General features: G+C 52.1%; 22 protein-coding genes. 16 read left to right on the plus strand and 6 right to left on the minus strand.

Features of this window, described 5'->3' with window-relative positions:
- Window positions 1–10: 10 nt before the first annotated feature.
- Together xylB and xylA are read right to left on the minus strand one after the other, a co-directional pair.
- Window positions 11–1,468, minus strand: a complete 1,458-nt coding sequence (gene xylB / locus A7983_RS08375; RefSeq protein WP_005968072.1) for a xylulokinase — start codon at window positions 1,466–1,468, stop codon at window positions 11–13.
- Window positions 1,469–1,799: 331 nt separating this feature from the next.
- The gene (gene xylA / locus A7983_RS08380; RefSeq protein WP_005968070.1) at window positions 1,800–3,122 is read right to left on the minus strand and encodes a xylose isomerase; all 1,323 of its coding nucleotides are present in this window, start codon (window positions 3,120–3,122) and stop codon (window positions 1,800–1,802) included.
- A 351-nt stretch (window positions 3,123–3,473) separates the two neighbouring features.
- Between xylA and xylF the strand changes: the two genes are divergently transcribed.
- The 4 genes from xylF to xylR all read left to right on the plus strand — a co-directional run bounded on the left by xylF (window position 3,474) and on the right by xylR (window position 8,606).
- Window positions 3,474–4,469 (plus strand): D-xylose ABC transporter substrate-binding protein, encoded by a 996-nt coding sequence (gene xylF / locus A7983_RS08385; RefSeq protein WP_039478875.1) that lies wholly within the window; start codon window positions 3,474–3,476, stop codon window positions 4,467–4,469.
- 121 nt (window positions 4,470–4,590) lie between these two features.
- A complete protein-coding gene (locus A7983_RS08390; protein ID WP_005968066.1) occupies window positions 4,591–6,132 on the plus strand; it encodes a xylose ABC transporter ATP-binding protein in 1,542 nt (513 codons plus the stop codon).
- A 28-nt stretch (window positions 6,133–6,160) separates the two neighbouring features.
- Complete coding sequence (gene xylH, locus A7983_RS08395; protein WP_081503801.1) at window positions 6,161–7,291, plus strand: xylose ABC transporter permease XylH; 1,131 nt, start codon at window positions 6,161–6,163, stop codon at window positions 7,289–7,291.
- Window positions 7,292–7,427: 136 nt separating this feature from the next.
- Window positions 7,428–8,606: a D-xylose utilization transcriptional activator XylR gene (gene xylR, locus A7983_RS08400; protein ID WP_005968062.1), complete on the plus strand. Its 1,179-nt coding sequence runs from the start codon at window positions 7,428–7,430 to the stop codon at window positions 8,604–8,606.
- Between the two features lie 79 nt (window positions 8,607–8,685).
- Here the strand turns inward: xylR and A7983_RS08405 are convergent, their stop codons facing one another.
- Complete coding sequence (locus A7983_RS08405) at window positions 8,686–9,261, minus strand: DJ-1/PfpI family protein (protein WP_005968059.1); 576 nt, start codon at window positions 9,259–9,261, stop codon at window positions 8,686–8,688.
- A gap of 413 nt (window positions 9,262–9,674) precedes the next feature.
- Between A7983_RS08405 and argG the strand changes: the two genes are divergently transcribed.
- Together argG and A7983_RS08415 are read left to right on the plus strand one after the other, a co-directional pair.
- Complete coding sequence (argG, locus tag A7983_RS08410; RefSeq protein ID WP_005968056.1) at window positions 9,675–11,021, plus strand: argininosuccinate synthase; 1,347 nt, start codon at window positions 9,675–9,677, stop codon at window positions 11,019–11,021.
- A gap of 269 nt (window positions 11,022–11,290) precedes the next feature.
- Entirely contained in the window at window positions 11,291–11,944 is a 654-nt protein-coding gene (locus A7983_RS08415) for an acyl-homoserine-lactone synthase (protein ID WP_005968053.1), read from the plus strand.
- Here the strand turns inward: A7983_RS08415 and A7983_RS08420 are convergent.
- From A7983_RS08420 to A7983_RS08430, 3 genes are all read right to left on the minus strand, one after another.
- Entirely contained in the window at window positions 11,922–12,659 is a 738-nt protein-coding gene (locus A7983_RS08420; RefSeq protein WP_005968051.1) for a LuxR family transcriptional regulator, read from the minus strand. The genes A7983_RS08415 and A7983_RS08420 overlap by 23 nt on opposite strands.
- Before the next feature lie 390 nt (window positions 12,660–13,049).
- Window positions 13,050–14,252 (minus strand): pectinesterase PemB, encoded by a 1,203-nt coding sequence (gene pemB / locus A7983_RS08425; RefSeq protein ID WP_005968049.1) that lies wholly within the window; start codon window positions 14,250–14,252, stop codon window positions 13,050–13,052.
- A gap of 29 nt (window positions 14,253–14,281) precedes the next feature.
- Window positions 14,282–14,623, minus strand: a complete 342-nt coding sequence (locus tag A7983_RS08430; RefSeq protein ID WP_005968046.1) for a GlpM family protein — start codon at window positions 14,621–14,623, stop codon at window positions 14,282–14,284.
- A gap of 196 nt (window positions 14,624–14,819) precedes the next feature.
- On the opposite strand from A7983_RS08430, the gene A7983_RS08435 reads away from it, so the two are divergent.
- From A7983_RS08435 to aldA, 10 genes are all read left to right on the plus strand, one after another.
- Window positions 14,820–15,836 carry a 3-oxoacyl-[acyl-carrier-protein] synthase III C-terminal domain-containing protein gene (locus tag A7983_RS08435; RefSeq protein WP_043885409.1) on the plus strand — a complete coding sequence of 339 codons (1,017 nt, stop codon included), beginning with the start codon at window positions 14,820–14,822 and terminating at the stop codon, window positions 15,834–15,836.
- Window positions 15,833–16,861: an NAD-dependent epimerase/dehydratase family protein gene (locus A7983_RS08440; protein ID WP_005968042.1), complete on the plus strand. Its 1,029-nt coding sequence runs from the start codon at window positions 15,833–15,835 to the stop codon at window positions 16,859–16,861. Before A7983_RS08435 ends, A7983_RS08440 begins: the two co-directional genes overlap by 4 nt.
- A complete protein-coding gene (locus A7983_RS08445) occupies window positions 16,854–17,660 on the plus strand; it encodes an MBL fold metallo-hydrolase (RefSeq protein WP_005968040.1) in 807 nt (268 codons plus the stop codon). The genes A7983_RS08440 and A7983_RS08445 overlap by 8 nt, the downstream gene beginning before the upstream one ends.
- Window positions 17,657–18,943 (plus strand): F390 synthetase-related protein, encoded by a 1,287-nt coding sequence (locus A7983_RS08450; RefSeq protein WP_005968038.1) that lies wholly within the window; start codon window positions 17,657–17,659, stop codon window positions 18,941–18,943. Before A7983_RS08445 ends, A7983_RS08450 begins: the two co-directional genes overlap by 4 nt.
- Window positions 18,943–19,596, plus strand: coding sequence for a phosphatase PAP2 family protein (locus A7983_RS08455; RefSeq protein WP_039478909.1), 654 nt, complete (start codon window positions 18,943–18,945; stop codon window positions 19,594–19,596). Before A7983_RS08450 ends, A7983_RS08455 begins: the two co-directional genes overlap by 1 nt.
- A 4-nt stretch (window positions 19,597–19,600) precedes the next feature.
- The gene (locus A7983_RS08460) at window positions 19,601–20,725 is read left to right on the plus strand and encodes a sterol desaturase family protein (RefSeq protein ID WP_005968034.1); all 1,125 of its coding nucleotides are present in this window, start codon (window positions 19,601–19,603) and stop codon (window positions 20,723–20,725) included.
- Window positions 20,718–21,857 (plus strand): fatty acid desaturase family protein, encoded by a 1,140-nt coding sequence (locus tag A7983_RS08465; protein ID WP_039478873.1) that lies wholly within the window; start codon window positions 20,718–20,720, stop codon window positions 21,855–21,857. The genes A7983_RS08460 and A7983_RS08465 overlap by 8 nt, the downstream gene beginning before the upstream one ends.
- On the plus strand, window positions 21,857–22,948 hold the full coding sequence (locus A7983_RS08470; protein WP_005968032.1) for a fatty acid desaturase family protein: 1,092 nt from the start codon (window positions 21,857–21,859) through the stop codon (window positions 22,946–22,948). The genes A7983_RS08465 and A7983_RS08470 overlap by 1 nt, the downstream gene beginning before the upstream one ends.
- 66 nt (window positions 22,949–23,014) lie before the next feature.
- The gene (locus tag A7983_RS08475; protein ID WP_005968030.1) at window positions 23,015–23,944 is read left to right on the plus strand and encodes a lysozyme inhibitor LprI family protein; all 930 of its coding nucleotides are present in this window, start codon (window positions 23,015–23,017) and stop codon (window positions 23,942–23,944) included.
- Between the two features lie 289 nt (window positions 23,945–24,233).
- Entirely contained in the window at window positions 24,234–25,673 is a 1,440-nt protein-coding gene (gene aldA / locus A7983_RS08480; protein WP_005968028.1) for an aldehyde dehydrogenase, read from the plus strand.
- Window positions 25,674–25,863: the final 190 nt, after the last annotated feature.

Below are 25,863 nucleotides of genomic sequence, written 5' to 3' on the forward strand. Positions count from 1 at the left end.
ACGAACAGTGTTACATCAACGGACTAAGCTGTTGGTAGAGCGCTTTAAATGTGCGCCGCCGTTCGGCATAGTCGGCATGACGCTGAGGATCCGGCTGATGAACCTGTTCCAGCGGTAGCGGTGGTAAGATCTCCGCCAGTGGCGTATGGGGATGCATAGCGATTTGTGCCAGACGTGCAGCACCTAGCGCTGGGCCGACATCCCCTCCTGTACGGTACTTCAGCGTTTGACCACTGATATCCGCCAGCATTTGCCGCCAGTAGGCGCTGCGCGCACCACCACCAATCAGCGTGATGCTATCGGGTTTGAGCCCCGTCATATGCAGTGCATCCATCCCGTCAGCAAGCGCAAACCCCACGCCTTCCAGTACCGCTTTTGCCAGTTCTGGGCGGCCGTGTTGATGGGTAAGTCCCCAGAATGCCCCTTTGGCATCGGGATTATTGTGCGGTGTGCGTTCACCGGATAAATAGGGCAAGAACCACACCGGTGTGATGGCATTATCGGCTGGCGTTGAGGCGACCTCCTGCAACAGTGCAGATACGCTCTCGGCGTGTGTCAGGCGGGCGACCCAATCCAGGCAGGATGCTGCGCTTAACATCACGGACATCAGGTGCCAGGTATTTGGCAGTGCATGGCAGAAACTGTGGACGGCATGCTGTGGATTGCTGAGAAAGCCGTCACTGACGGCGAAGTAAACGCCGGATGTGCCGAGAGACAGCATTGCCTGACCGGTTTGATACAGCCCGACGCCAATCGCGCCGGCTGCGTTATCTCCACCGCCAGCAATAACAGGGATGGTATCCATACCCCAGCGACTGGCAATGTCCGGTCGCAGATAACCGGTAATTTGGCTGCCTTCATACAGTGTGGGCATGTGTTCACGGGTCAGCGAACAGGCTTCCAGCAGAGCGTCGCTCCAGTCCCGTTTGGCGACGTCTAGCCAAAGGGTTCCGGCCGCATCGGACATATCACTGGCGAATTCCCCTGTCAGACGCCAGCGGAGGTAGTCTTTTGGCAGCAGAACCTTGTCGATTTGACGAAAGATAGCGTTTTCATTTTCCTGCACCCATTTTAGTTTGGGGGCGGTAAAGCCTGGCATCATCAGGTTGCCAGTAATCTGGCGTGATGTAGGTACTAACTGTTCCAGCGTTCGACATTGCGCTGCGCTACGTCCGTCATTCCAGAGAATCGCAGGGCGCAGCACGTTCTGGCGGGCGTCCAATAAGGTGGCTCCGTGCATTTGTCCTGTCAGCCCTAGCGCCTTCACCGCACGGAGGCTATGCGTTGCCGCCAGCGCCTGTAGTGTCTGGTCGGTTGCCTGCCACCAGTCTTCAGGCGCTTGTTCCGACCAGAGCGGGTGCGGACGCGAAATGCTCAACGCGGCGCTATGGCTGGCAATCACCTCTCCAGCTTCATCCAGCAGGATGGCTTTAACGCCAGACGTACCCAGATCAATACCGATATACATAGTGGCTCCTGATAACCTCGTGTTACGGCAGTTTTTTAACCTGCCGTAGCAGGCAAGCGTACCGCTCTAGCCAAATATACCCGTCATACTTCAAGTTGCATGTGCGTTGGCTACGTCCAAATACTCGGCCCGTCGTGGCCTCGCCCTGAAGGGCCGCTGCAAGCAGCGTTCAAATCTGCTCCCGGCAGATTTGTCACCCGAATCACTTACCTGAGTAAGCTCATCGGGATACCTTCGCTTGCCATGTTACGATGCTCATTGATGAGCATCGCCCTAAAGGGCTAACGCTTCGCGTTATTCAAAACGAATACGTTTTGTCCTGAAACTCGAATTATTTAGGGTATAGGTGGCGGTTAACCAGATTTTCCAGCAATTCTTGCTGGCCGCTCTGGTGCTGTGGTGCCAGTTGGTGGTTTTCCGCGTAGTGGGCGAGCGATTCCAGCGATGAATTACCCTGTAGAATTTGCTGACCCAGTTCTCCGTTCCAGCCCGCATAGCGCTTGGCGACCAGTTGATTGAGCTTATCATCTTCAATCATTCTGGCAGCAGCCTTGAGCGCCAGCGCCATCGTATCCATCGCGCCGATATGCGCATGGAAAAGGTCATAGCGATCGGTGCTCTGGCGACGAACTTTGGCGTCAAAGTTCAGGCCACCCGTCGTAAAGCCGCCCGCTTTGAGAATCTCATACATGATCAGCGCGTTCTCTTCCACGCTGTTAGGGAACTGATCGGTGTCCCAGCCAAGCTGCGGGTCGCCGCGATTCGCATCGACCGATCCGAAAACGCCCAGCGCGACAGCGGTGGCGATTTCATGGTGGAACGAGTGGCCAGCCAGTGTCGCGTGGTTGGCTTCCACGTTAACTTTAATCTCTTTTTCCAGCCCAAACTGTTTGAGGAAGCCATAAACGGTGGCGACATCGTAATCGTACTGGTGTTTGGTCGGTTCCTGCGGCTTTGGCTCGATGAGCAGTGTGCCCTGAAAACCGATTTTGTGTTTATGCTCGACAACCATCTGCATGAAGCGGCCGATCTGTTCACGTTCCTGACGCAGATCGGTATTGAGCAGCGTTTCATATCCTTCACGCCCGCCCCACAGTACATAGTTTTCACCGCCCAGTTTTTGGGTTGCGTTCATCGCGGTGAACACCTGTGTTGCCGCCCAGGCAAACACATCAGGGTCAGGGTTGGTGGCTGCACCAGCGCCATAACGGGGATTGGTGAAGCAGTTGGCGGTGCCCCACAGCAGCTTTACACCGCTAGCCTGCTGCTTTTCCGCCAGCACATCGGTGATCACGGCAAAGTTGTGTAAATACTCTTTCAGTGAGTTCCCTTCTGGAGCGACATCGACGTCATGAAAGCAGTAGTAAGGCACGCTCAGTTTTTGAAAGAATTCGAATGCGATGTCCGCCTTGCGCTTCGCTAACTCCAGTGCCTCTCCCGACTGCTGCCACGGACGGGCAAAGGAGCCGACGCCAAACATGTCCGCTCCGTTCCAGCAGAATGTGTGCCAATAAGCGACGGCAAAACGCAAATGGTCCGCCATACGTTTACCGAGAATTTCCTGATCGGGATTGTAGTGACGAAAGGCGAAGGGATTGTTGCTTTGGCTACCTTCATAACGGACTTTTTCGATCTGTTCAAAATAGGCTTGCATCGTTGACTCCTTAGAAACCACCCAGACGGAAGAGACGGTAATGCGATTAATTTTCGGAGCGGATGAGCATTTCCTCAATTACGTTATTTCACACTGAAATTCAGAGAATTATTAAATGTGTGCTGTGTCGCAAAAATGACGGTATTTTAATCTGAATACGCTCCGCAATAAGTAACAACATGAATATGTCGTTCAACAATAAAATATGACCCGTATCAAAAAACGGAAATTAAACCAAAAAACATAATTGGAGGATAAAAATCTGTAATTGATGGGGGGGTATTTAGCGACAATACTCATCTGGCTATTGGAGTCCTCAGCCCTGCATTTTAAATAAAAAGGTACGCTATGATGAAAGTTAAACATTTTTTACTCTCAGCTTGTGCCGTATTCACTTTAGCCTGTCAGCCCGGCTTCGCGAAGGATGTTAAAATAGGCATGGCGATTGATGATTTACGTCTTGAACGCTGGCAGAAAGATCGCGATCTTTTTGTTGAACAAGCCAAAAAACAGGGCGCGGATGTTTTTGTCCAATCGGCAAACGGCAATGAAGCCACGCAAATTTCTCAAATAGAAAACATGATCAATCGCGGTGTCGATGTATTAGTTATTATTCCTTATAACGGACAGGTGCTTGGCAATGTTATTGCAGAAGCAAAACGTGAGGGAATAAAAGTGCTTGCTTACGATCGCATGATTAATAATGCGGATGTGGATTTTTATATTTCATTTGATAATGAAAAGGTTGGCGAGCTACAGGCGAAATATCTCGTCGATAAGGTGCCAGGCGGGAACTACTTCTTAATGGGCGGTTCACCAGTCGATAATAACGCGAAGCTGTTTCGTCAGGGGCAAATGAAAGTGCTCACGCCGTTGATCGAGAGTGGGAAGATCAAGGTGGTTGGCGATCAGTGGGTCGATGCCTGGCTACCGGAGAACGCGCTGAAAATTATGGAAAATGCGCTAACGGCGAACAGCAATAAGATTGATGCTGTCGTCGCGTCGAATGATGCCACGGCGGGTGGGGCGATTCAGGCGCTGGCCGCACAGGGATTAGCGGGGAAAGTGGCTATTTCCGGTCAGGATGCCGATCTGGCGGCGATCAAACGTATTGTCGCTGGGACACAGACCATGACGGTCTATAAACCGATCAGCAAACTGGCGAAAGATGCCGCAGATATCGCAGTGGCACTGGGGTCAGGTAAAGCGCCGGAGTCTAACGCTAAACTAAACAATGGGTTGAAAGATATCCCTTCCTTCTTACTGACGCCGATTCCCGTCGATAAGTCCAATATCGATTCCACCATCATTGTCGATGGCTTCCACAAAAAGGCGGATGTGTATTAACACATTTCGCGGCCAATAGATTTCAGGATGTAGGAAAGAGGTTACCGGGCCACGACATGAGGTTGTGGCTCGCCACTGTCGCTGACGTTAGGTCTGATACACCTGAATCATGGAGGTCATGATGCCGCATCTGTTAGAAATGAAAAACATCACGAAGGCGTTTGGTACGGTGAAAGCCGTCGATAACGTCAGCCTGATGCTGGAGGCCGGTCAGGTTTTGTCGCTGTGCGGTGAGAATGGCTCAGGGAAATCGACCTTAATGAAGGTGCTGTGTGCCATCTACCCACATGGCAGCTATGACGGGCAGATTATCTTCTCCGGTGATGAACTGCGTGCCAACCATATCCGCGATACGGAGCAAAAAGGCATCGCGATTATTCATCAGGAGCTGGCGCTGGTGAAAGAGATGACGGTGCTGGAGAACATGTTCCTGGGCAATGAGTGGACGCGTTTTGGCGTGATGGATTACGACAATATGTATCTACGCTGCCAGCGCATGTTGGAACAGGTCAAGCTGGCTGTCGACCCGAATACCAAAGTGGGAGAACTCGGATTAGGTCAGCAGCAACTGGTGGAAATCGCCAAGGCGCTCAACAAGCAGGTGCGTCTGCTGGTGCTGGATGAACCTACCGCCTCATTGACTGAACGGGAAACGGGCATCCTGCTTGAGATCATTCAGGATCTGCGCGATCACGGTATCGCCTGCATCTATATTTCGCACAAGCTCAACGAAGTTAAAGCCATTTCTGATGTGATTTGCGTCATTCGCGATGGGAAGCATATCGGCACGCGTCCGGCGGCTGAGCTGAGTGAGGATCAGATCATTGCCATGATGGTGGGGCGAGAACTGACAGAGCTTTACCCCAATGAACCGCATGTCATTGGTGAAGAAGTGCTGCGTGTAGAACACCTTACCGCCTGGCACCCGGTCAATCGCCACATTCGCCGGGTGGATGATGTCTCGTTCTCGCTACATCGGGGAGAAATTCTGGGTATCGCTGGGCTGGTCGGGTCAGGGCGGACAGAGACGGTGCAGTGCCTGTTCGGTGCCTATCACGGCCGCTGGCAGGGCAACGTAGTTATCGACGGCAAGCGGGTGACTATCAGCAACTGCCAGCAGGCTATGGCACAAGGCATTGCAATGGTGCCAGAGGATCGTAAGAAGGACGGCATCGTCCCAGTGATGAGCGTAGCGCAGAATATGACGCTGGCGGCGCTCGATCAATTCACAGGGGCACTTTCCACGCTGGATGATGCGCGTGAGCAGGACATCATCCGGCAGTCGCTAGTAAATCTGAAAGTGAAAACCTCCAGCCCAGAACTGGCGATCGCCCGCTTAAGCGGCGGTAACCAGCAAAAAGCGGTGTTGGCGAAATGCCTGCTGCTGAATCCTCGTATTCTCATCCTTGATGAACCCACGCGTGGCATCGATATCGGTGCCAAATATGAAATCTATAAACTCATTAATGCGCTGGTAAAACAGCACATTGCCGTCATTGTCATTTCTTCCGAACTGCCCGAAGTGCTGGGGTTGAGCGATCGGGTGCTGGTGATGCATCAGGGGCGTATCAAAGCGGATTTGATCAATCGTGATTTAACCCAGGAACAGGTTATGGAAGCTGCATTAAGGAGTGAACACCGTGCTGAAAACATCGCAGTCTGAACAACAACATATCGCCGGATCTGTCTCGATGCTGCAACGGCTGAAAAGCATCAACCTTCAGGTCTACGTGATGATTGCCGCCATCATCGCCATCATGCTCTTTTTCACCTACATGACCGATGGGGCGTACCTTAGTGCGCGCAATCTCTCCAACCTGCTGAGGCAAACGGCGATCACCGGCATTCTGGCGGTCGGTATGGTGTTCGTCATTATCTCTGCTGAGATTGACCTGTCGGTTGGCTCGATGATGGGGCTATTAGGGGGCGCGGCGGCTATTTTTGATGTTTGGTTTGGCTGGCCTTTGCCGTTGACCATCGTTGTGACACTTGCGCTGGGATTATTGCTTGGTGCCTGGAACGGCTGGTGGATCGCCTACCGGAAAGTCCCTTCTTTTATCGTGACGCTGGCGGGAATGCTGGCTTTTCGCGGCATTCTGATCGGCATTACCAATGGGACGACGGTTTCCCCGACCAGTGAGGCAATGTCGCAGATCGGACAGAGCTATCTGCCTTCCGGCATCGGTTTTATGTTCGGTGCCATCGGGCTGATGGTGTTTATTGGCTGGCAGTGGCGCCGGCGCAGTCGCCGTGCTCGGTTAGGATTACCGATAAATCCACCTTCTGGCGACATTGGCCGTCAGACAGTGACGGCACTGGTCGTACTGGGGGCCATCTATCTGCTAAATGACTACCGTGGCGTGCCAACGCCGGTTCTGGTGCTGACGCTGTTGATGTTGGGCGGTATTTTTCTGGCGACGCGAACCGCGTTTGGTCGCCGTATCTATGCGGTGGGCGGGAACATCGATGCTGCACGTTTATCGGGAGTGAATGTCGAACGCACCAAAATGGCGGTGTTTGCGATTAACGGCCTGATGGTCGCGGTCGCTGGGTTGATTCTCAGTTCACGATTGGGGGCGGGGTCGCCATCCGCCGGGAATATTGCCGAGCTGGATGCGATTGCGGCCTGCGTGATTGGCGGAACCAGTCTGGCGGGCGGTATTGGCAGCGTGGCGGGTGCGGTGATGGGGGCATTTATCATGGCGTCGCTGGATAATGGGATGAGCATGCTGGATGTGCCGACGTTCTGGCAATACGTCGTGAAAGGCGGGATCCTGCTGCTGGCGGTGTGGATGGATACTGCCACAAAACGGCGAGTATGATGTGATGCGGGGTCTGTGGAGGAAACACGTGGCGGCTCGCAATAATCAGCAAATTATTTTGGCCTCTGGGGGCGCTGTGCTATTCAAGAAAGAGGGTTTTATTCAAGGAACTTGCGATTAATGAGCACCAATAACCATGTTTGAAAAACGCTATCGCATCACGCTGCTGTTTAATGCCAACAAAGTGTATGACCGTCAGGTGGTTGAGGGAGTTGGCGAATATTTACAGGCTTCTCAGTGTGATTGGGACATCTTCATTGAAGAGGACTTCCGTTGCCGTATTGATAACATCAAAGAATGGCTAGGCGATGGCGTGATTGCTGATTTTGACGATAGCCAGATCAAACAGCTATTACAGGATGTGAACGTGCCATTGGTGGGAGTTGGTGGTTCCTACCATCAGCCCGAGGATTACCCACCAGTGCATTACATCGCTACAGATAATTATGCACTGGTGGAAAGCGCGTTTATGCATCTCAAAGAGAAAGGGCTGAACCGCTTTGCTTTTTATGGCCTGCCAGCATCGGGTGGGAAAGGCTGGGCACAGGAGCGGGAGCATGCTTTCCGGCAGTTGGTGGCGGCAGAAAAGTATCAGGGCGTGGTGTATCAGGGAATGGAAACCTCACCGGATAACTGGCAATACGCACAAAATCGGCTGGCCGACTGGGTACAAGGGCTGCCGCCGCAGACGGGAATTATCGCGGTGACGGATTCCCGCGCGCGCCACCTGTTACAGGTCTGCGAGCATTTGAATATTGCCGTACCAGAAAAGCTGTGCGTCATCGGGATCGATAACGAAGATCTGATTCGCTATCTTTCACGCGTGGCGTTGTCATCAGTGGCGCAAGGTACGCGCCAAATGGGATATCGTGCTGCGAAACTGCTGCATCAGCTATTGCTGAATCAGGCCGATTTGCCGCTGCAACGTATTCTGGTGCCGCCGGTTCGAGTGGTCGAGCGTCGCTCTACGGACTATCGCTCCGTGCACGATCCTGCCGTTATTCAGGCGATGCACTTTATCCGCTATCACGCCTGTAAAGGCATTAAGGTCGAGCAGGTGCTGGATGCGGTAGGGATTTCCCGCTCAAATTTAGAAAAGCGCTTCAAAGATGAGGTTGGTCAGACGATCCACGGTGTGATTCACGCGGAGAAGTTGGATCGGGCGCGAAATTTGCTGATCTCGACCTCGCTCTCGATTAGTGAGATCTCGTTGATGTGTGGCTACCCTTCATTGCCTTACTTTTACGCTGTCTTTAAGAAAGGGTATGACATCACGCCGAAAGAGTACCGAGAGCGCTATGGGGAAGGCTATTAAGACTATTCAGTTTATTCAAGTAGGAAGGTCAAGCAGGAAGGCGCGATGGTGCGCGCCTTATCATTAGGCTGGTGAACGGTTACGCTGGCACGCGCCAGTAATCGTAATCGATGTGCTCAACCTGGAAGTTGGCGTCTTCCTTGTCACCGGTCAGACGGGTGGCGATGGTAAAGGCAAAATCAAATGACACGCCCAGCCCTTTGCCGCTGATCAGATTGCCGTCTTCCACGACTTTCTCGTTGACATAAACGCCATCGGTCACGTCTTGCCATAAATCCCCGGAGCAGACGTAGCGACGGCCTTTAAGCAGTTTGTTGCCACCCAGTACGCGTGCGGCTGCGGAGCACAGTGGGCAGATCAGCTTGCCCGCCTCGTCATGGCGGCGGATGAACTCGACAACCATCGGGTTTGCGGCCAGGTTCACTGTACCCTGCGGGCCGCCAGGAATAACCACGGCATCAAACAGCGTGTCCTGGTTTCTTTCCAGCAGCGCATCGGCAAACATGCGAATATTGTGATAACTGTGTAACTCCAGTCTGTCATAGCATGACAGCATGGTGACTTCTATCTTCATACGGTGCAGTACATCAATCACCATAATCGCTTCCGCTTCTTCAAACCCAGGGGCTAGCAGAACGGCGACTTTCTTAGACATAGCATCTCCAGCAATATGCAAGGGAAGGTGTTAACCGCCAGAGGATAGCAAAGAAATGTCGTAAAAATGAAACGATGTTTTATTAGTGTCGAGTGAGTCGCGTAAACGATTTTTGCTGCTTAGCCTAAAGAGAAGATGGCGCTATACTCGCTAACTTGGTCGTGAATTAGCCACGAATTTTTTTGCACGAAAGCATGACTCTTCTCTTCCTGTCCCGCCAAAAAGATGTTTAAATTATCACTCACTTATTTTGCATAAATATGCATTTGTGAGCGTGTCAATTTTGGTCATCGACCGGCCCGTTTGGTGTAGTGATGTACACAGGGCATGAACGCTCAGGAATGTATGGCGTAACATAATGGTGTGAGCGACTACGCTTCTATCCATAGATCTTTCGAGCAGGGATTACATTTATGACAACGATTCTCAAGCATCTTCCGGTTGGTCAGCGTATTGGTATTGCGTTCTCGGGTGGTCTGGATACCAGCGCTGCGCTGCTTTGGATGCGTCAAAAGGGCGCGGTTCCTTATGCGTATACCGCAAATCTGGGACAGCCAGACGAGGATGACTACGAGGAAATCCCACGTCGGGCTATGGAATATGGCGCAGAAAATGCTCGCCTTATCGATTGCCGTAAACAGTTGGTCGCCGAAGGTATCGCTGCCATTCAGTGTGGCGCATTCCATAACACAACGGCAGGCGTGACCTATTTCAACACCACACCGCTGGGCCGTGCCGTGACCGGTACGATGCTGGTTGCCGCGATGAAAGAAGACGGCGTGAACATCTGGGGCGACGGCAGTACTTACAAAGGAAACGATATTGAGCGTTTCTATCGCTACGGCCTGCTGACCAATGCTGAACTGAAGATTTACAAGCCGTGGCTGGATACCGATTTTATTGATGAGTTGGGCGGCCGTCAGGAAATGTCCGAGTTTATGTCACAGGCAGGGTTCGGCTATAAAATGTCGGCTGAAAAAGCCTATTCGACTGACTCCAACATTCTGGGTGCGACGCACGAAGCGAAGGATCTGGAATTCCTGAATTCCAGCGTCAAAATCGTTAACCCGATTATGGGCGTGAAATTCTGGGATGAGAACGTCAAAGTCCCGGCAGAAGAAGTGACCATCCGCTTTGAGCGTGGCCATCCGGTTGCGCTGAACGGCAAGACCTTTACCGATGATGTTGAACTGATGCTGGAAGCGAACCGCATCGGCGGTCGTCACGGTCTGGGCATGAGCGACCAGATCGAAAACCGGATCATCGAAGCAAAAAGCCGCGGCATCTATGAAGCGCCGGGAATGGCACTGCTGCACATTGCCTATGAGCGTCTGGTTACTGGTATCCACAACGAAGACACCATCGAGCAATATCACGCGAATGGCCGTCAACTGGGTCGTTTCCTGTATCAGGGGCGCTGGTTTGACTCTCAGGCGTTGATGCTGCGTGATTCTTCTCAGCGTTGGATTGCCAGTGCTATCACTGGCGAAGTGACGCTGGAACTGCGTCGTGGCAATGATTACTCCATCATGAACACGGTGTCTGACAATCTGACCTATAAACCAGAACGTCTGACGATGGAGAAAGGCGACTCGGTCTTCTCACCGGATGACCGTATTGGTCAGTTGACCATGCGCAATCTGGATATCACGGACACGCGTGAAAAACTGTTTAACTATGCTGAGACAGGTTTGCTTTCTTCTTCTGCCAGCACTGGTTTGCCGCAAGTCGGGCAGTTGCAGGATAAAACAGAGAAGTAACGCACAGATTAGATTATATAAAAATCCGGAACCGCCTCGCGTTCCGGATTTTTTTTATCTGTTTACCCTATGTTTATGTTTGATTTTCTCGCAATGTTTTTTCGTGTGTGAACTCTTGCTGACAATGCAGGTTGCATCTGTACAACTATCGTGGAAAGCGACAGAATACAATAACAATAAGCCTAGGTTTTTGTTAAAAGGCGAAAGAGTCTATTGGATGGTCTATCTGTTTTTTTGATGTCTAGCTGCAAATTTTTAATGGAGGAAAAATGTTAGAAATATTCGATGTAAGCTACACACTACTGTCGGAAAAAAAATCGGAAGAATTGTTTACGCTTAGGAAAGAAACGTTCAAGGATAGGCTGAATTGGGCGGTAAAATGTATTAACGGGATGGAGTTCGATCAGTATGATGATGATAATGCGACTTATCTTTTCGGCGTAGAGGATGATCAGGTTATTTGCAGTTCTCGGCTAATTGAAACGAAATATCCTAATATGATCACCGGAACATTTTTTCCGTATTTTGAAAAAATAGATATTCCAGAGGGAAAATATATTGAGTCGAGTCGGTTTTTTGTAGATAAAGCGCGGTCGAAAACTATTCTAGGAAATTCTTATCCCGTTAGTACGATGTTCTTCTTGGCAACGGTGAATTACTCAAAGAGTAAAGGATATGATGGTGTTTACACGATTGTCAGCCATCCTATGCTTACAATACTGAAACGTTCTGGTTGGAAAATTTCGATTGTTGAACAGGGTATGTCAGAAAAACACGAAAGGGTTTATCTACTTTTTTTACCTGTCGATAATGAAAGCCAGGATGTGCTAGTTCGCCGTATAAATCACAATCAGGAATTTGTTGAAAGTAAGTTGCGAGAGTGGCCACTGTCTTTCGAGCCTATGACTGAACCGGTCGGATGAGTTGTAGCTCGATGCCAAGTCTGATTGCATGTTTGGCATTTAATACGCCGAGTTTTTTCACAACATTGCCGATGTGAAATTTAACGGTGCCTGTTTTAATATCTAATATCAGTGCTATCTCCTGATAGGTTTTACCCATGCTGGCCCAATAAAGAATTTCATTTTCCCGTTGAGAAAAAATATCTTTATCATTTGATCTCTCATCTTCCTTGTTTCTAATCATCTCTCTGTAAAGAGAGATGGTTTCTGCATGAATAGTCATCAACGTCATTTGTAACTTATCTTTATTACTCTCGATTACGTCATCGATGTTATTCACATTAGATTCATCAATCATGATTGACAGCATAACCAGATTGTTATTGTGGTCATGAAGAACAAAAGTGTAACCGTTGGTGATGTTATGCTCTCTGGATAAGTTAAATATCTTTGACATCTTCAGTTGTGAACTAACCAGTAAGTCTTCATCCCAGGGGAAAGGTGTGATTTTATTAAGGGCTGCAATGACCACAGGATCAATGTGTTGGTAGTTATTTGCTCGGTATATCTCTCGCCATTCGTCATGGTGATTGGAAATGATCAAAATCTCTGTTGGCTTCTTTTTATTTAACACCATGTAGGCATATTTGATATCACCGTAGTGGCTTAATGCCATATCGAATTGACTTTTTATTATCCTGCTTATAGTTTCATTGTCGTAGAATAATTGCGACATCTCATGACCTCTGCCTGAAAATTCAACATCCTGTAATAGAAAAAGTATATACCCATCCCTATACGTATATCCATAGTAACCTATATAGACAGCCGTAACTATACTTTAGTATAGCTTTTCTTTGAGGTGAAAAAACATAAAATCTTACGACATTGTTAAGGGCGTAAAGCAAAAGAAATAAACATCGCTCAGGATAAGCGTGATGATTGGCTGACATCAGGGAATGCTAATTAAGCGAGATTTATCAGTAATATAATAAAAAATAATTTTTCTTTTCTATGGCCTGTATTGTTTTACAGGCCGATCAAATTCCAATGGCATGAGTTATATCAATGTGGTGTTTTCACGAGCCGCATCCACCTTGAATATTATGTCCTCCTTCGCTGCGCATCACACCTCATCGATATTGTTGTATTCCCACAGTCGATTGAAGTGTACATCGTCCAGATTGCGGGCTGAATCCGCGTTACCAGCAAAGGGTCGCGCGGTAGTTGCCGCGGCTCCCCAAGGTTGTTCTCTGTCATAGCTGGCGTCAATCGTGCTGTCGCGAATGACTAGTTGGCCGTTTGCCGTCTGGCCGGGCTGGTATCCTGTCTGCCTTGCCCCCTGATCCCAGGCGCGGCCTAGTTTGGCCTTTCTTTCTCCATTGAAGCCTTCGTCTCCCGTAAAGCGGCAACTTACCGCCAGAAAACCGTATTGCGTCCACGGTATGCTGTCAGGTGCGAAGACATGAATATCTTTCGCCTCACGGCTTGAGACCGTGTGAAAGTGGACGCGATCGAAGACTGCGGTCGCCCGTCCAAAAACATAATCGACATCACCTTCAATGTAGCTGTCTTTAATGTAGGCGCGGCTGTAGCGGTCTGTGACGTACTCGTTGCGGAGGTTACTGGTATTGACGAAAAACGTATCCTGACGCCCGATCAGACGAACCCTTTCAAGCTGCATTTTGTCACCGTCGGTGCGTAGTGCCACGGCCTGATGTGCTCGGCCATCGACTGAATCCAGCAATGAATTGACCACCGTCAGGTTTTTTATCTGGAAATTGTCGCTCTGCGACCAGACCACGGCGGCACAGATAGTATCAATCGTCGCGTTCTGCTTTGACGCACAGAGATCGTACATGTACCAGGCTGGATCGCCGGGCTGATACTCGCCGTGCGGGTTCACCGTTTCTCGGTAGGTTGCTGGTGAGAACATCGAATCCAGCGTGAGTTGAATCACCACATCATCCGGCTGTTTTCCTGCCCCAAATAGCGTGAGCGGTGGTGCATCGGCGGGGAGGTAGACCGTGCCGGTATAGGTGCCTGGCAGCAATTTAATATCAATACGCGCTCGATCCTGCTGCGTTCGCAGCGCGGCGTTGACCGCTTGTTGCACCGTACCGTGCGTTGCGCCGTCTACCCCGACCTGTGGTCCGACAATCCAGGGCGTCGTCGGATCTATCTCAATCGGCGTAGGTTGCCAAACGTCAGTGTCAGAATGACCATTGTGCCTACGCAACGTAAAATAGTGCGATAGCGTGAAGCGATCCGCTTCTTGCTCAGAGAGAATGGGGCGGTAAGCGGTGCCGGGGTACGTCGTTTTTGTCATTGCGCTACCTTAATAAAAGAAGTCAGAAGCTAATTTCCCTGATACCACGTCCAGATTTTGATCAGCAGTGCCGCTGATACACTCCAGCATACGACCGCCGCGAGCAGCGCCTGTGGCAACTTCATCCATGCGGTAAAGTAATAAAGTGAGATGAGATAAGCCAGATAAGGAATGACGGACCAGATGCCAAACAGGATTGTGGTGCGTAGCGCGTCCAGCCCGCGTTCACTGCCAACAATGTAATGGGCGATCAGGGCGAACGTGGGGAATAGCGGCACGAGCCCGGCAATGTAATAGTTTCGGCTTTTCGCCAATACGCTGATGAGCAATACGATCAGCGCGCCAATAACAGATTTGATAAACAATGACATAAGTATGACTTCTGGCTTAATAACGCAGCGAATAAATAGAGAATACTGAAAAAAAAGCGGTAGGGAAGCGTGGGAGTACATAGGTAAAGATTTAAATTTGTGGTGATTTCGTTATTCTTAGCAGCAGAATGAATAAATACTGTACGGTATGACATGATCCGTACAGATAAAACGCTAATAAATCTGAAAAGGATTGATGTTGAAGACGCAAAGTCATGCATTTACTCAGGGATTGGTTCCACTCAAGATTATTTCTACCGGCAGCGCGCTTCCTGCGCAGCGGGTGACCTCGGCTGAATTAGATGTGCGGTTTAATAAACCCGCAGGCTATGTCGAAAGCCGTTCAGGCATTATCTATCGTCACCATGCGGATAATCATGCCAGCCAGGCTGAACTTGGTGTGGCGGCGTTAAATGACGCGCTGACTCGGAGTGTTATTCCACCCGCATCCATCGATCTACTGTTGTTTGCTTCCGCGATCCCGATTCAGGCGCTGCCTTATAGCGCCAGTCATTTATTAAAAGTATCGTCCCTGCCGAAAGGGACGGCCTGTTTTGATATTAACAGCAGTTGCGTCAGCTTTATTTCTGCCCTTCAGGTAGCCGCAGGGTTGTTAAATACCGGTGCCTATCGGCGCATTGCCATTGTCTCTACCGAATTGGCCTCACGCGGTATTGACTGGGATGACGAAGAATCGTCGCTGATTTTTGGTGATGGTGCCGCTTGTGCCATTGTTGAACGTGGTGATGGTCGCAGCGGGATTGCGGCGTGTCTGCTGGAAACCTACCCGAAGGGCAATGAGCTGTGTCAGATCCGCGCAGGCGGTACGTTGCGTAATCCGCGAGCGGGGATGGAACTGCATGATTTTCTGTTCCATATGCAGGGAAAACGGTTGTTCAGGCAGGCTTCTGCCTTGATTGAGGGTTATCTGCAACGGTTGCTGGATGCCAGTGGCTTCACGCTTGAGCAGATGGCGGCAGTGGTTCCGCATCAGGCCAGCCACCTGTCGCTGGAGCATATGCGTAAGAGGCTGGCGATCCCGACAGACAGATTGATTGATATTTACCGTTACCACGGTAATCAGGTGGCGGCCTCGATTCCGACAGCGCTGCACCATGCCATCGTGACGCAACGCCTGCCAGAAGGTGAACCCGCGATGCTGGTCGGTACGGCAGCCGGGTTGACGCTGGGCGGAATGGTACTGATTCCATGAAGGTCTTCGTCACTGGCGCCACCAGCGGGTTGGGGCGTAACGCGGTGGAATGGTTGCTTCAGGCTGGGCATCAGGTGTTGGCCTGTGGGCGCGATCGCACGGTGGGGCAACAGCTTGAAGCACTGGGTGTACAGTTTGCCTATATTGATTTGGTCGAAACGTCGCTAGAGCAGTATCGATCGCTGATGAAAGGCTGCGATGCCGTCTGGCACTGTGCGGCGAAGTCGTCGCCGTGGGGTCAATATGATGACTTCTATCAGAATAATACCGAGGTAACGGCGCGGCTGGCCGATGCGGCTGGCCAGTTGGGTATCCCGCGCTTTGTCCATATCTCTACGCCAGCGATTTACTTCGATTATCAGCATCACCTGAACATTGACGAAAGCTACCGCGCGACGCGTTTTGCCAATCATTATGCGCAGACCAAATTTCTGGCGGAAGAACGGCTTCGTGTGCTGACGTCGCGTTATCCGCAAACGACTTATGTGATCCTGCGTCCGCGTGGTCTGTTCGGCCCGCACGACCGTGTGATCCTGCCGCGCATTCTGGAACAGATCGCGGTAGGCGGCGGCGTGCTGCGCCTTCCGCGCGGCGGCGAGGCGCTGCTGGATCTGACGTTTGTCGGCAACGTAGTAGAAGCGATGGCGCTTGCCAGCCAGCGAACGGGATTAGTTTCTGGCTCGACGTACAACATCACCAACCATGAGCCCGCACGCCTTGCAGACATGCTTGCTCAACTGCTGGCGGGGCAACTGGGGATGAATTATCGCATTAAGGCGGTGCCGTATCCGTTGCTGCATGCGGTGGCGGGTGGGATGGAGCTGTTCTCGTGGTGTAGCCGGAAAGAGCCGCTGCTGACGCGCTACAGCGCGGGCGCGGTGAATTTCGATATGACGCTCAGCGCCGAAAAAGCGCAGCAAGAGCTGGGCTATCAGCCGCGTTTCTCCCTTCAACAGGGCATCGAATTAACCGGTAACTGGTTCAACGCACAGCTTGCGCAGCGGAGTACTGACGGACATGGCTAATATTTCGACGTTTGAAGTAGGGTACTGCCTGCATCCGGGCTGCATGGCGCTGCGCGGTGCGGGGTGGAAGGTGTGCCGTTTTCCGGCGCGAGTCTGGATGCTGGAAAGCCAGGGCAAGCGCTGGCTGTGGGATACCGGTTATGCGCAGCATTTCACCGATGCCACGCGATCCGGCCTGTTTCAACTGTACCGTAGAATGACGCCGGTGCATTTCGAGACGAAAGACGCGCTGATTCACCAGCTACACGGGCAGGGGATTCAACCTGCGGACATCGACGGCCTGATTATCTCCCATTTTCACGGTGACCATATCGCAGGGCTGCGGGATTTTCCCGCCGTGCCATTTATCTGTTCTGCGCTGGGCTGGCAACAGACGCGGAATCTGCGTGGTTTCGCGGCGTTGAAGCGGGCGTTTGTGCCTGCGCTGATACCTGAACATTTTGAGCAGGCACTCCAGTTTGTCGAAAATTTCCCGCTTACCGACCTGCCTGCTGAGCTGGCACCGTTTACGCAAGGCTATGCGTTGCCGGGTAGCGATAAAGAGATCGTGCTGGTGCCGTTGCCCGGACACGCAGTCGGACACCTCGGCGCGTTTGTGTTGACGGAAAACGGCTGGGTGCTGCTGGCAAGCGATGCCGCCTGGTCGCCGCACAGCTATCGCGAAGGTCGCGGGCCGTCGCGCTTGGCGAATCTGGTGATGGACGATCCAACAGCCTATTACCAAACGTTAGACCAACTGCATCGGTTGCATCTGAACGGGCAGGTTGAGATTCGGCTGTGTCACGAGGGCGACCTATGATTCCGCTGATGACGATCTGGCATTATTTGCGTGCCAGACGCCTGAGTTTTTCCACTCGTCAGGCGCTTGAACGCCATCAGCAGCGCCAGCTTTCTCGTTTTGCGCGGCGGGTATTGGCGCGTAGTCCTTATTTTCAACCTTACTGTCAGCTACCGATCGCGTTCTGGCCGATGATGGATAAAGCCGTGATGATGGCCGAATTCGATCGGATGAATACCGCCGGGCTTAAGCGGGACGACCTGCTCGCCTGTGCACGTCGCAGTGAGGACGATCGCGACTTCACGCCAAATGTGAATGGGTTTAGCGTCGGGTTGTCGTCCGGCACCTCGGGTCAACGCGGTCTGTTTGTCGTCAGCCCACGCGAACAGCAGATTTGGGCCGGAGGCATGCTGGCAAAAATGCTGCCGGACGGCTTACGCGCGGGTGAACGGGTGGCGCTGTTCCTGCGGGCGGATAACAATCTCTATCACAGCGTCGATAACCGCTGGCTCAGCCTGTCGTTCTACGATCTCTTCGCGCCGTTTACTGAACATTTTTCGCGTCTGGAAATGTGGTCACCGTCGATTATTGTCGCACCCGCGCAGGTGCTGCGCGAGCTGGCGCTGGCGGTACAGCGCGGTGAACTGCGTCTGTCTGTCAAGAAGGTGATTTCCGTGGCTGAGGTGCTGGAGCCGCAGGATAAGCAACTGTTGCAGCAGGTGTTCGGGCAGGTTGGGGAAGTGTATCAGGCGACGGAAGGCTTTCTGGCATCGACCTGTGAGCAGGGTACGTTACACCTCAACGAAGAATTTATTCACATCGAGCCGCAGTGGCTGGATGATGAACGCTTTACGCCCATCATTACCGATTTCACCCGCAGCACGCAGCCAATTGTGCGCTATCGACTGGATGATGTGTTGGTGAAGCACAAAGCGCCTTGCGCCTGTGGTCGGGTGACGATGGCGATAGCCCGTATTGAAGGGCGCAGCGATGACAGCCTACGTCTGCCGGACAGCAGCGGTGAACCTCAAACCGTGTTTGCGGATCTCTGTAGCCGGGTGATTGCCAATGCGTTGCCGCTACATGCCGACTATCGGTTGGTACAGCAGGGAGACGCGACGCTGCATTTATCCGCCGCGTGTAGCCTGCCGGAGCTGGAAGCCTGTCGGGACAGTCTGTCGCAGCAGTTTGCATTGCAGGGCATTGAGGCATCGCGGCTACGGTGGCAGTTAACCGTCGGAGAGATCGCACCAGAATTCACGCAAAAGCGCAGACGCATTACCCGCCTGAAGGAGGAAGCATGATGCGACTTCCTCAAACAACGATGCTATTGCGGCTGAAAGCGCTGCTCTTCGGCTGGGGATCGGTTGGGGTCGTGTATCAACTGAGCGCACAGTTTCAGGGACAGGGAACGGTGTTACCCCCCTCGATTGTTGATGAATGGATTCCTTTTAGCGCCTCGGCTATCTGGCTGTATCTCTCCTTTTTCATCATCATTCCACTGTCTTACTTATCCTGCCCGATTACGCGCTTGGCTGGATTACGTCGGGCAACGCAGCTTACGGCGTTGGTTGCGGGCGCGGTGTACCTGATTTTTCCAACCACGATGACTTATCCGCAGGTCATCGGGGACGATCTCCCTGCCCGTCTGCTACAGCTTTTGCAGCGTATCGATTCGCCGCAAAACTGCCTGCCGTCGCTGCACATTGCGCTAACGGTGCTGGCGGTGTGGGCGATGAGCGATAGTCAGCAGAAAGTGAAAACGGGCTTGTATCTTCTATGGGGGGCGGCGATTGCCTTTTCCATCCTGCAACTGCGCCGACACCTGTTCATCGATCTGGTGACCGGGGCGATGCTGGCGGGGATCGTCGGATGGGTCTTTCTGCGTAGTCGGGAGGCGGTGAAGACTATTGCCCCAACGGCTACGTTACACAACGATAAGCGCCATCAGGAATGACATCATGATCGATTTGGCATTACCAATCGTCTTTATGCTGGTTGTGGTGATTGGCGAAGCGCTGGTTTTACAGTGGATGCAGCGCGAGAAGGTGAACTGGCATGACGTCGTGTTCAACCTGAATTCAGGGCATATCATGCTGTGGCTCTTTCGCAGCGTGGAAATTTTTTGCTATGGCTATGTCGCGGCGCACTTCAGTTTGGGCTGGGTAGAAAGCTGGCCGACAGTGCTGATATGGCTGTTCGCGATACTCGCCTGGGATTTCGGTTTCTATTGGCTACATCGCCTGCACCATACTTTTGGCGTACTGTGGGCGGTGCATGTGGTTCATCATCAGGGTGAACATTTCAATCTGTCGCTGGGCGTGCGTAACTCGTGGTATTCCTCGCTGACCTCAATTCCGTTCTTCCTGATTCTGGCGCTGCTTGGCGTTCCGCTGTATGTGTTCGTTACCGTTTCTATCCTGCATTACAGCGTCCAACTCTTTAACCATAACGCGATGACGCCCAAACTGGGCTGGCTTGAAAAGGTGTTGGTAACGCCAGCACACCATCGGGTACACCACGTGAACGACCGCGCTTACGCCGATAAGAACTTCGGCGGCACCTTTATTTTTTGGGACAAACTGTTCGGCAGCTTTTGCCCACAACTGCCCGATACGCCTTTCCGCTATGGCGCAGGCAGAGAAATACCATCGGAAAACCCGTTTTGGGCCAGTAACCTGCCTTTTATGTCGTACCTGAAATTGCCGGTGCGTCGCACGCGTCAGGCGACGTTTCACTGTACGCCGATAGCATTGATTGCTGGGGCGATGCTGCTATTTGCACTCGTGGTGGGCTATGTTTACCTGTATGGCTACGGTTATGACTCCGCCAACGTGTCGCAGGTGGCTCTCTTCCTGCTGCTAGTGGCAGGTGCGGTTGCGCTGGGCGGCATTTCCGAAGGTCGGCGGTGGGGCATTTACGTCTGGCTGCTGGTGGTGTTGCTATTCCCTGCCGTGTTTCTTGTCTATCTGGGCTGGGAAGCGCTCTATTGGAAGATAGCCATGCTGGCACTAGCGCTGCACGGGCTGGCGATGGCGGTCGGCTGGGGTCGACGCTCCCTTACAGAGGAGCATGGAAATGGCTAATGTGCTTCCCGCCAAGCGGTATCCTGCGAGGGGCGAACAGGCTTTTCATCGGGCATTACAGCGAGAAACGTCGGCCTATCTCCGTGCTAACCACGATCATCGCTTTGCCGATGGCGGCCAGTTTATTAAGGCTGGATTACTCTTGTTATGCTGCATTGCCTGTTATGCCTTGTGCCTGATGCAGCAGACGTCATGGGCGTTCTTCCTGAGCTATTTTTCTTTCATCATGCTGTCGATGGTATTGAACATCATCGTTAATCATGACGCGTCCCATAATACGTTTTTCCGCAACCGAACGCTCAATCGCGTGGTCGGGCGCATAGTGACGCTGCCATTAGGCATCGATCCTGACTATTGGCGTTTGCGTCACGTGGACTTCCACCATCTTTATCCGAATGTGGAGCATTACGATCTGGATACGGAAGAGAACGGTGTTTTCCGCCAAACGCCTTTTCAGCGCCACCGTTCCTACATGCGCTATCAGCATCTTTACTGGCCGCTGGTGGCTGCGTTCTCGCTCCCCTATATCGCCTGGATCTTCGATTGGGCCGATCGTTTGGGTAAAACTCCCGTCAACGCCCGCTCAGCGCAATCAGGCCGTGATGGATGGTTGATTTTTATCGCCAGTAAAATCGGTCATCTCCTGCTGTTACTGGTGATTCCCATCATGGTGGGATCGGCACACGGCATTAGCCCCGGCATCGTGCTGCTAAGCTATTTACTAGGCCAGATGTTGGCCTCGCTGCTGGTGGTATTTTTACTGCTGGGTACGCACTGGGCAGAGGCTGAGTTCTATGCCGTTACTGAAGCTGAGGCGATGCCTCAAGGCTGGTATCAGCATAACTTTGCGACCGCCTGTGACTGGTTGCCGACGCCGCGCTGGCTTGAGCACTGGACGGGAGGGCTGCATTTACACCTGACGCATCATCTTTTCCCAGGATGGCATCATCGGCACTACCCCGCGCTCGCCGCTATTTTACGCCGCGTTGCCGCCGAGCATGGTATGAACTACCGCTGCATTACCTATCGTGAGCTATTGGCTAGCCAGCGTCGGTTTTTAAAATCGATGGGTGAAGGTCACGATCGGCATCCTGTGCCACATACCGTAGAACATAAATCAGAGGAAGAATGATGCTCGCACCGTTGAAACCTCTACGTTATGAACAAGGACGCGATCTGGCGTTGCATCGGGCGCTGATGAAGGCCGCGAATGCGTATCTGGCAGAGACGGGCGACCACCGTTTTGCCAACGCGGGGTTTATCGGCAAGATGCTGTTTCTGGTGGCGCTGTGCCTGACGTTTTATGGTTTCAGCCTCCAGCAAACGACGCTGTTGGGTTTTGCTAGCTGCTACTTTGCCTTTATTTTTACCGCCATGTTTCTGGCGGTGAACGTGGTGCATGATGCCTCCCATAACGTCTTTTTCCGGCGGCCGTGGGCGAATCGCCTGCTCAATATTGTGGTGAGTATTCCGCTTGGCATGGATTCTGACTGTTGGCGAGTGCGGCATGTAATTTTTCATCATGCGCACGTGAATGTGCAGCACTACGATCTGGATATCGAAGAAAACGGCGTCTTGCGGCAGTCGCCCTACCATCGGTTTCGTTTTTTTATGCGCGCTCAGCGCTACTACTGGCCAATGGTGGCGTCGCTGACATTTCCCTGCATCATCTGGTTTTTTGACTGGCTCGATCGGGCGGGGAAAACGCAGGTGACGCGCAATATGACGCTTCAGGGTGCTAAAGGCTGGGGTGTGTTCCTGCTATCAAAAGCGCTGCATGCCATGCTGGCGCTGGCGATCCCCTATTGGCTGTTGTCGCCGACCATCATTAGCGTTGGATCGCTGTTGCTGGTTTATTTGCTGAGCCAGATGCTATCGTCGCTGATTTTTGTTGTGCTGATTCTGGGGTCGCATTGGGCAAAAGGGACGTTCTATCAGGCACCGGAAGACGGCCTATTCAAGCATGGTCGCTACCAGCACGTTTTTTCCACCACGGTAGATTGGACTACCCATCCCGAATGGCTGGGTTACTGGTTGGGGCAGCTCAATATGCACCTGACCCACCATATTTTCCCCAACTGGAATCATCGACACTATCCCGCGCTATCAAAAATTATTGCGGACGTTGCCCCGCGTCACGGCATTGATTATCAGTGCATTACGCTGAAAGTGATTTTGGCTGAGCAGCAGCGCTTTCTTAAAAAGATGGGAAAAGGTCGCTAAAAACAGTTTGTTCTCCATTTTTATCAATATTTTAGGTTTTTATCTGTATTCAAGGAGCGATACTTCATGCGTTATTTATCTCTGGTCGTTTCATCCCTGCTGTTCTTTTTCACCTCGTCCGTCTGGGCGATGGATTGCAGCAAGGCCAGCACAGACACCGAGAAAATGATTTGCGCCAGCATCCGCCTACAGCAGCTCGATGCAGTATTAAATCAGGCGTCTCAGGGTTACGTGAAAAAGGCAGACAAAGCACAGACGCGCCAAGAGCAGAGCGCCTGGCTGGCCGAACGTGACCGCTGTAAGGATGACATTTGTCTGGGAAATGTGATGGTTTCTCGTATTCAGGCGCTGTCCAGTAGTGAGAATATCTCCCTGATTACACAGGCATCAGACCAGTGGGACTTCGTTCTCAGCGTGGCGACGTGCACGCTCGACCCTTCTTATTCAACCTGCGAAGGCCCCGGCACGCTGGATATTTTTAAGAAAGGACGTGGCGATCTGTTCCAGCGTATCACGATGGAAAATATGTTTATCTTACTGAACACGAAGGGCGAAGTGACGGCGAATCTGGTTGAAGCCGGCGGTGAAAACAACAGCGGGCTGATGATTGATGACGCTAACTTCGATCATCATGCGGATATCCTGTTGCGCACTGGTATTAACGAGGCTTCTGGCGGGTCGTCTTACGATGTGTACCTGTTTGATGTGGAAAAGCAGCAGTTCGCCCTGAATGCACCGCTGACCGAGTTAGCCAGTTCCGATCTCAGCCTGTTCGATATCGATGAGAAAAGTAAGACCATCACGACGGTTGCCAAAAGCCCCTGCTGCTGGTTCCAGTCGTTTACCTACCAGGTGGTCAATAATAAGCCTGTCCTGATTGTCGAAACCACGGAAGCCTACTCTGAAGAGAAGCAGGCGACGGTAGTCACCACTCGCGAGCTGGTGGGCGGCAAATGGAAAGTGACGGAAGAGGTCGCGGAAAGCGACGAACCGTAATATTTCCCTGCTTTACAGACAGACGCCGTAGCTGAATGCGGCGTCTGTCACTACCTCGTTCATCCCCACACTGCCGTTATTCCCCGTCGTTCTCCGATACTTTGCAAAAGTGTTACGTCAGGCATTCTCTGCATGACTTTTTTGCCACTTGCTAGACTGAGATGGCAGCCATGAAAAGGTAAATGCAGCGCAGAACGCGCAGCATGGCAAAACTTCACAAAAAAGACGTGTTTTTTTAACAACTCGTTTATGCGTTGTATTCCCTTACCCTACTTTGGAGACGCCTTGTATGAGCACTACCCAAAAACATATGTATATCAACGGTGAGTTTGTTGAAAACAGAAGCGGGAAGTGGATTGATGTGGTGAACCCGGCCACAGAACAGGTCATTTCGCAGATCCCTGAAGGCTCCGCTGAAGATGCGAAGAGAGCGATTGATGCAGCAGAAGCCGCACAGCCGGGCTGGGAAGCGCTGCCCGCAGTTGAGCGCGGCGTCTGGTTACACAAAATAGCCGCCGGTATTCGCGAGCGAGAAGCCGAACTGACCGATACCATCATTGCGGAAGGCGGTAAAACCCACGGTCTGGCGCAGACGGAGGTGCTGTTCACCGCCGACTATCTCGACTATATGGCAGAGTGGGCACGCCGTTACGAAGGCGAAATCATTCAGAGCGACCGCCCGAATGAAAATATCTTCGTTTTCCGTAAAGCGATTGGCGTCACGACCGGCATTCTGCCGTGGAATTTCCCCTTCTTCCTGATTGCGCGTAAGGCAGCCCCCGCGCTGATTACCGGCAATACCATCGTCATCAAACCGAGCGAGATCACACCGAATAATGCGGTGATTTTCGCCGAAATCATTCACAAAATTGGTCTGCCGAAAGGCGTCATCAATTTCGTTACCGGCTACGGCCCGACGGTCGGGCAAGAGCTGGCCGCTAACCCAAAAGTCGGCATGGTCAGCCTGACCGGCAGCGTGGCGGCGGGGATTGCCACCATGACGGCAGCGGCGCAAAACGTGACCAAAGTGTCATTGGAGCTGGGTGGTAAAGCGCCTGCCATCGTGATGGATGACGCCGACCTCGATCTGGCCGTTAAAGCGATTGTCAGCTCTCGCATCATCAACAGCGGGCAGGTATGTAACTGCGCCGAGCGCGTTTATGTGCAGAAAGGCATTTACGATGACTTTATCACGCGTATTAAAGCCGCGATGGAGCAGGTGACCTTCGGCAATACGGCAGAGAAAAAAGCGCTGGATATGGGGCCGTTGATCAGTGCAGCGGCGCTACAACGTGTGGAAGACAAAGTTGCCAAAGCGGTGTCGCAGGGCGCGAAAGTGCTGCTCGGCGGTAAGCCTGAAAGCGGTACGGGCTATTTCTACCCGCCAACGCTGCTGGTGGACGTCAAACAGGAGATGCCGATCATGCACGAAGAAGTGTTTGGTCCGGTGCTGCCGGTAGCAACCTTCGACACGTTAGAAGAGGCAATTGCGATGGCGAACGACAGCGAATATGGCCTGACGTCGTCGATCTATACTCAAAACATCAACACGGCGATGAAAGCGCTGAAAGGGCTGAAGTTCGGCGAAACCTACATCAACCGCGAAAACTTCGAAGCGATGCAGGGCTTCCATGCGGGCTGGCGTAAATCCGGTGTGGGTGGGGCGGATGGCAAGCACGGCTTGCAGGAATATCTGCAAACGCATGTCGCGTACCTGCAATTTCATTAACAGGCAATGATGCTTGCCTAAGTATGGATTTACTCGCCCAGTTCCTGTGCTCGCCCTTACGGGCTGCCACAAGTGGCATTTAAAATGCGTTTGCATTTTATAGGGGGAAACACGGTGATGAGGTTCCCGCAGGGATACCTCGCACCGTGGTAGCCCCCGGTATCTCGCTCTTTAAACGATCAACATTAGC

The organism is Pectobacterium wasabiae CFBP 3304, from assembly GCF_001742185.1.
GTDB classification, from domain to species: domain Bacteria; phylum Pseudomonadota; class Gammaproteobacteria; order Enterobacterales; family Enterobacteriaceae; genus Pectobacterium; species Pectobacterium wasabiae.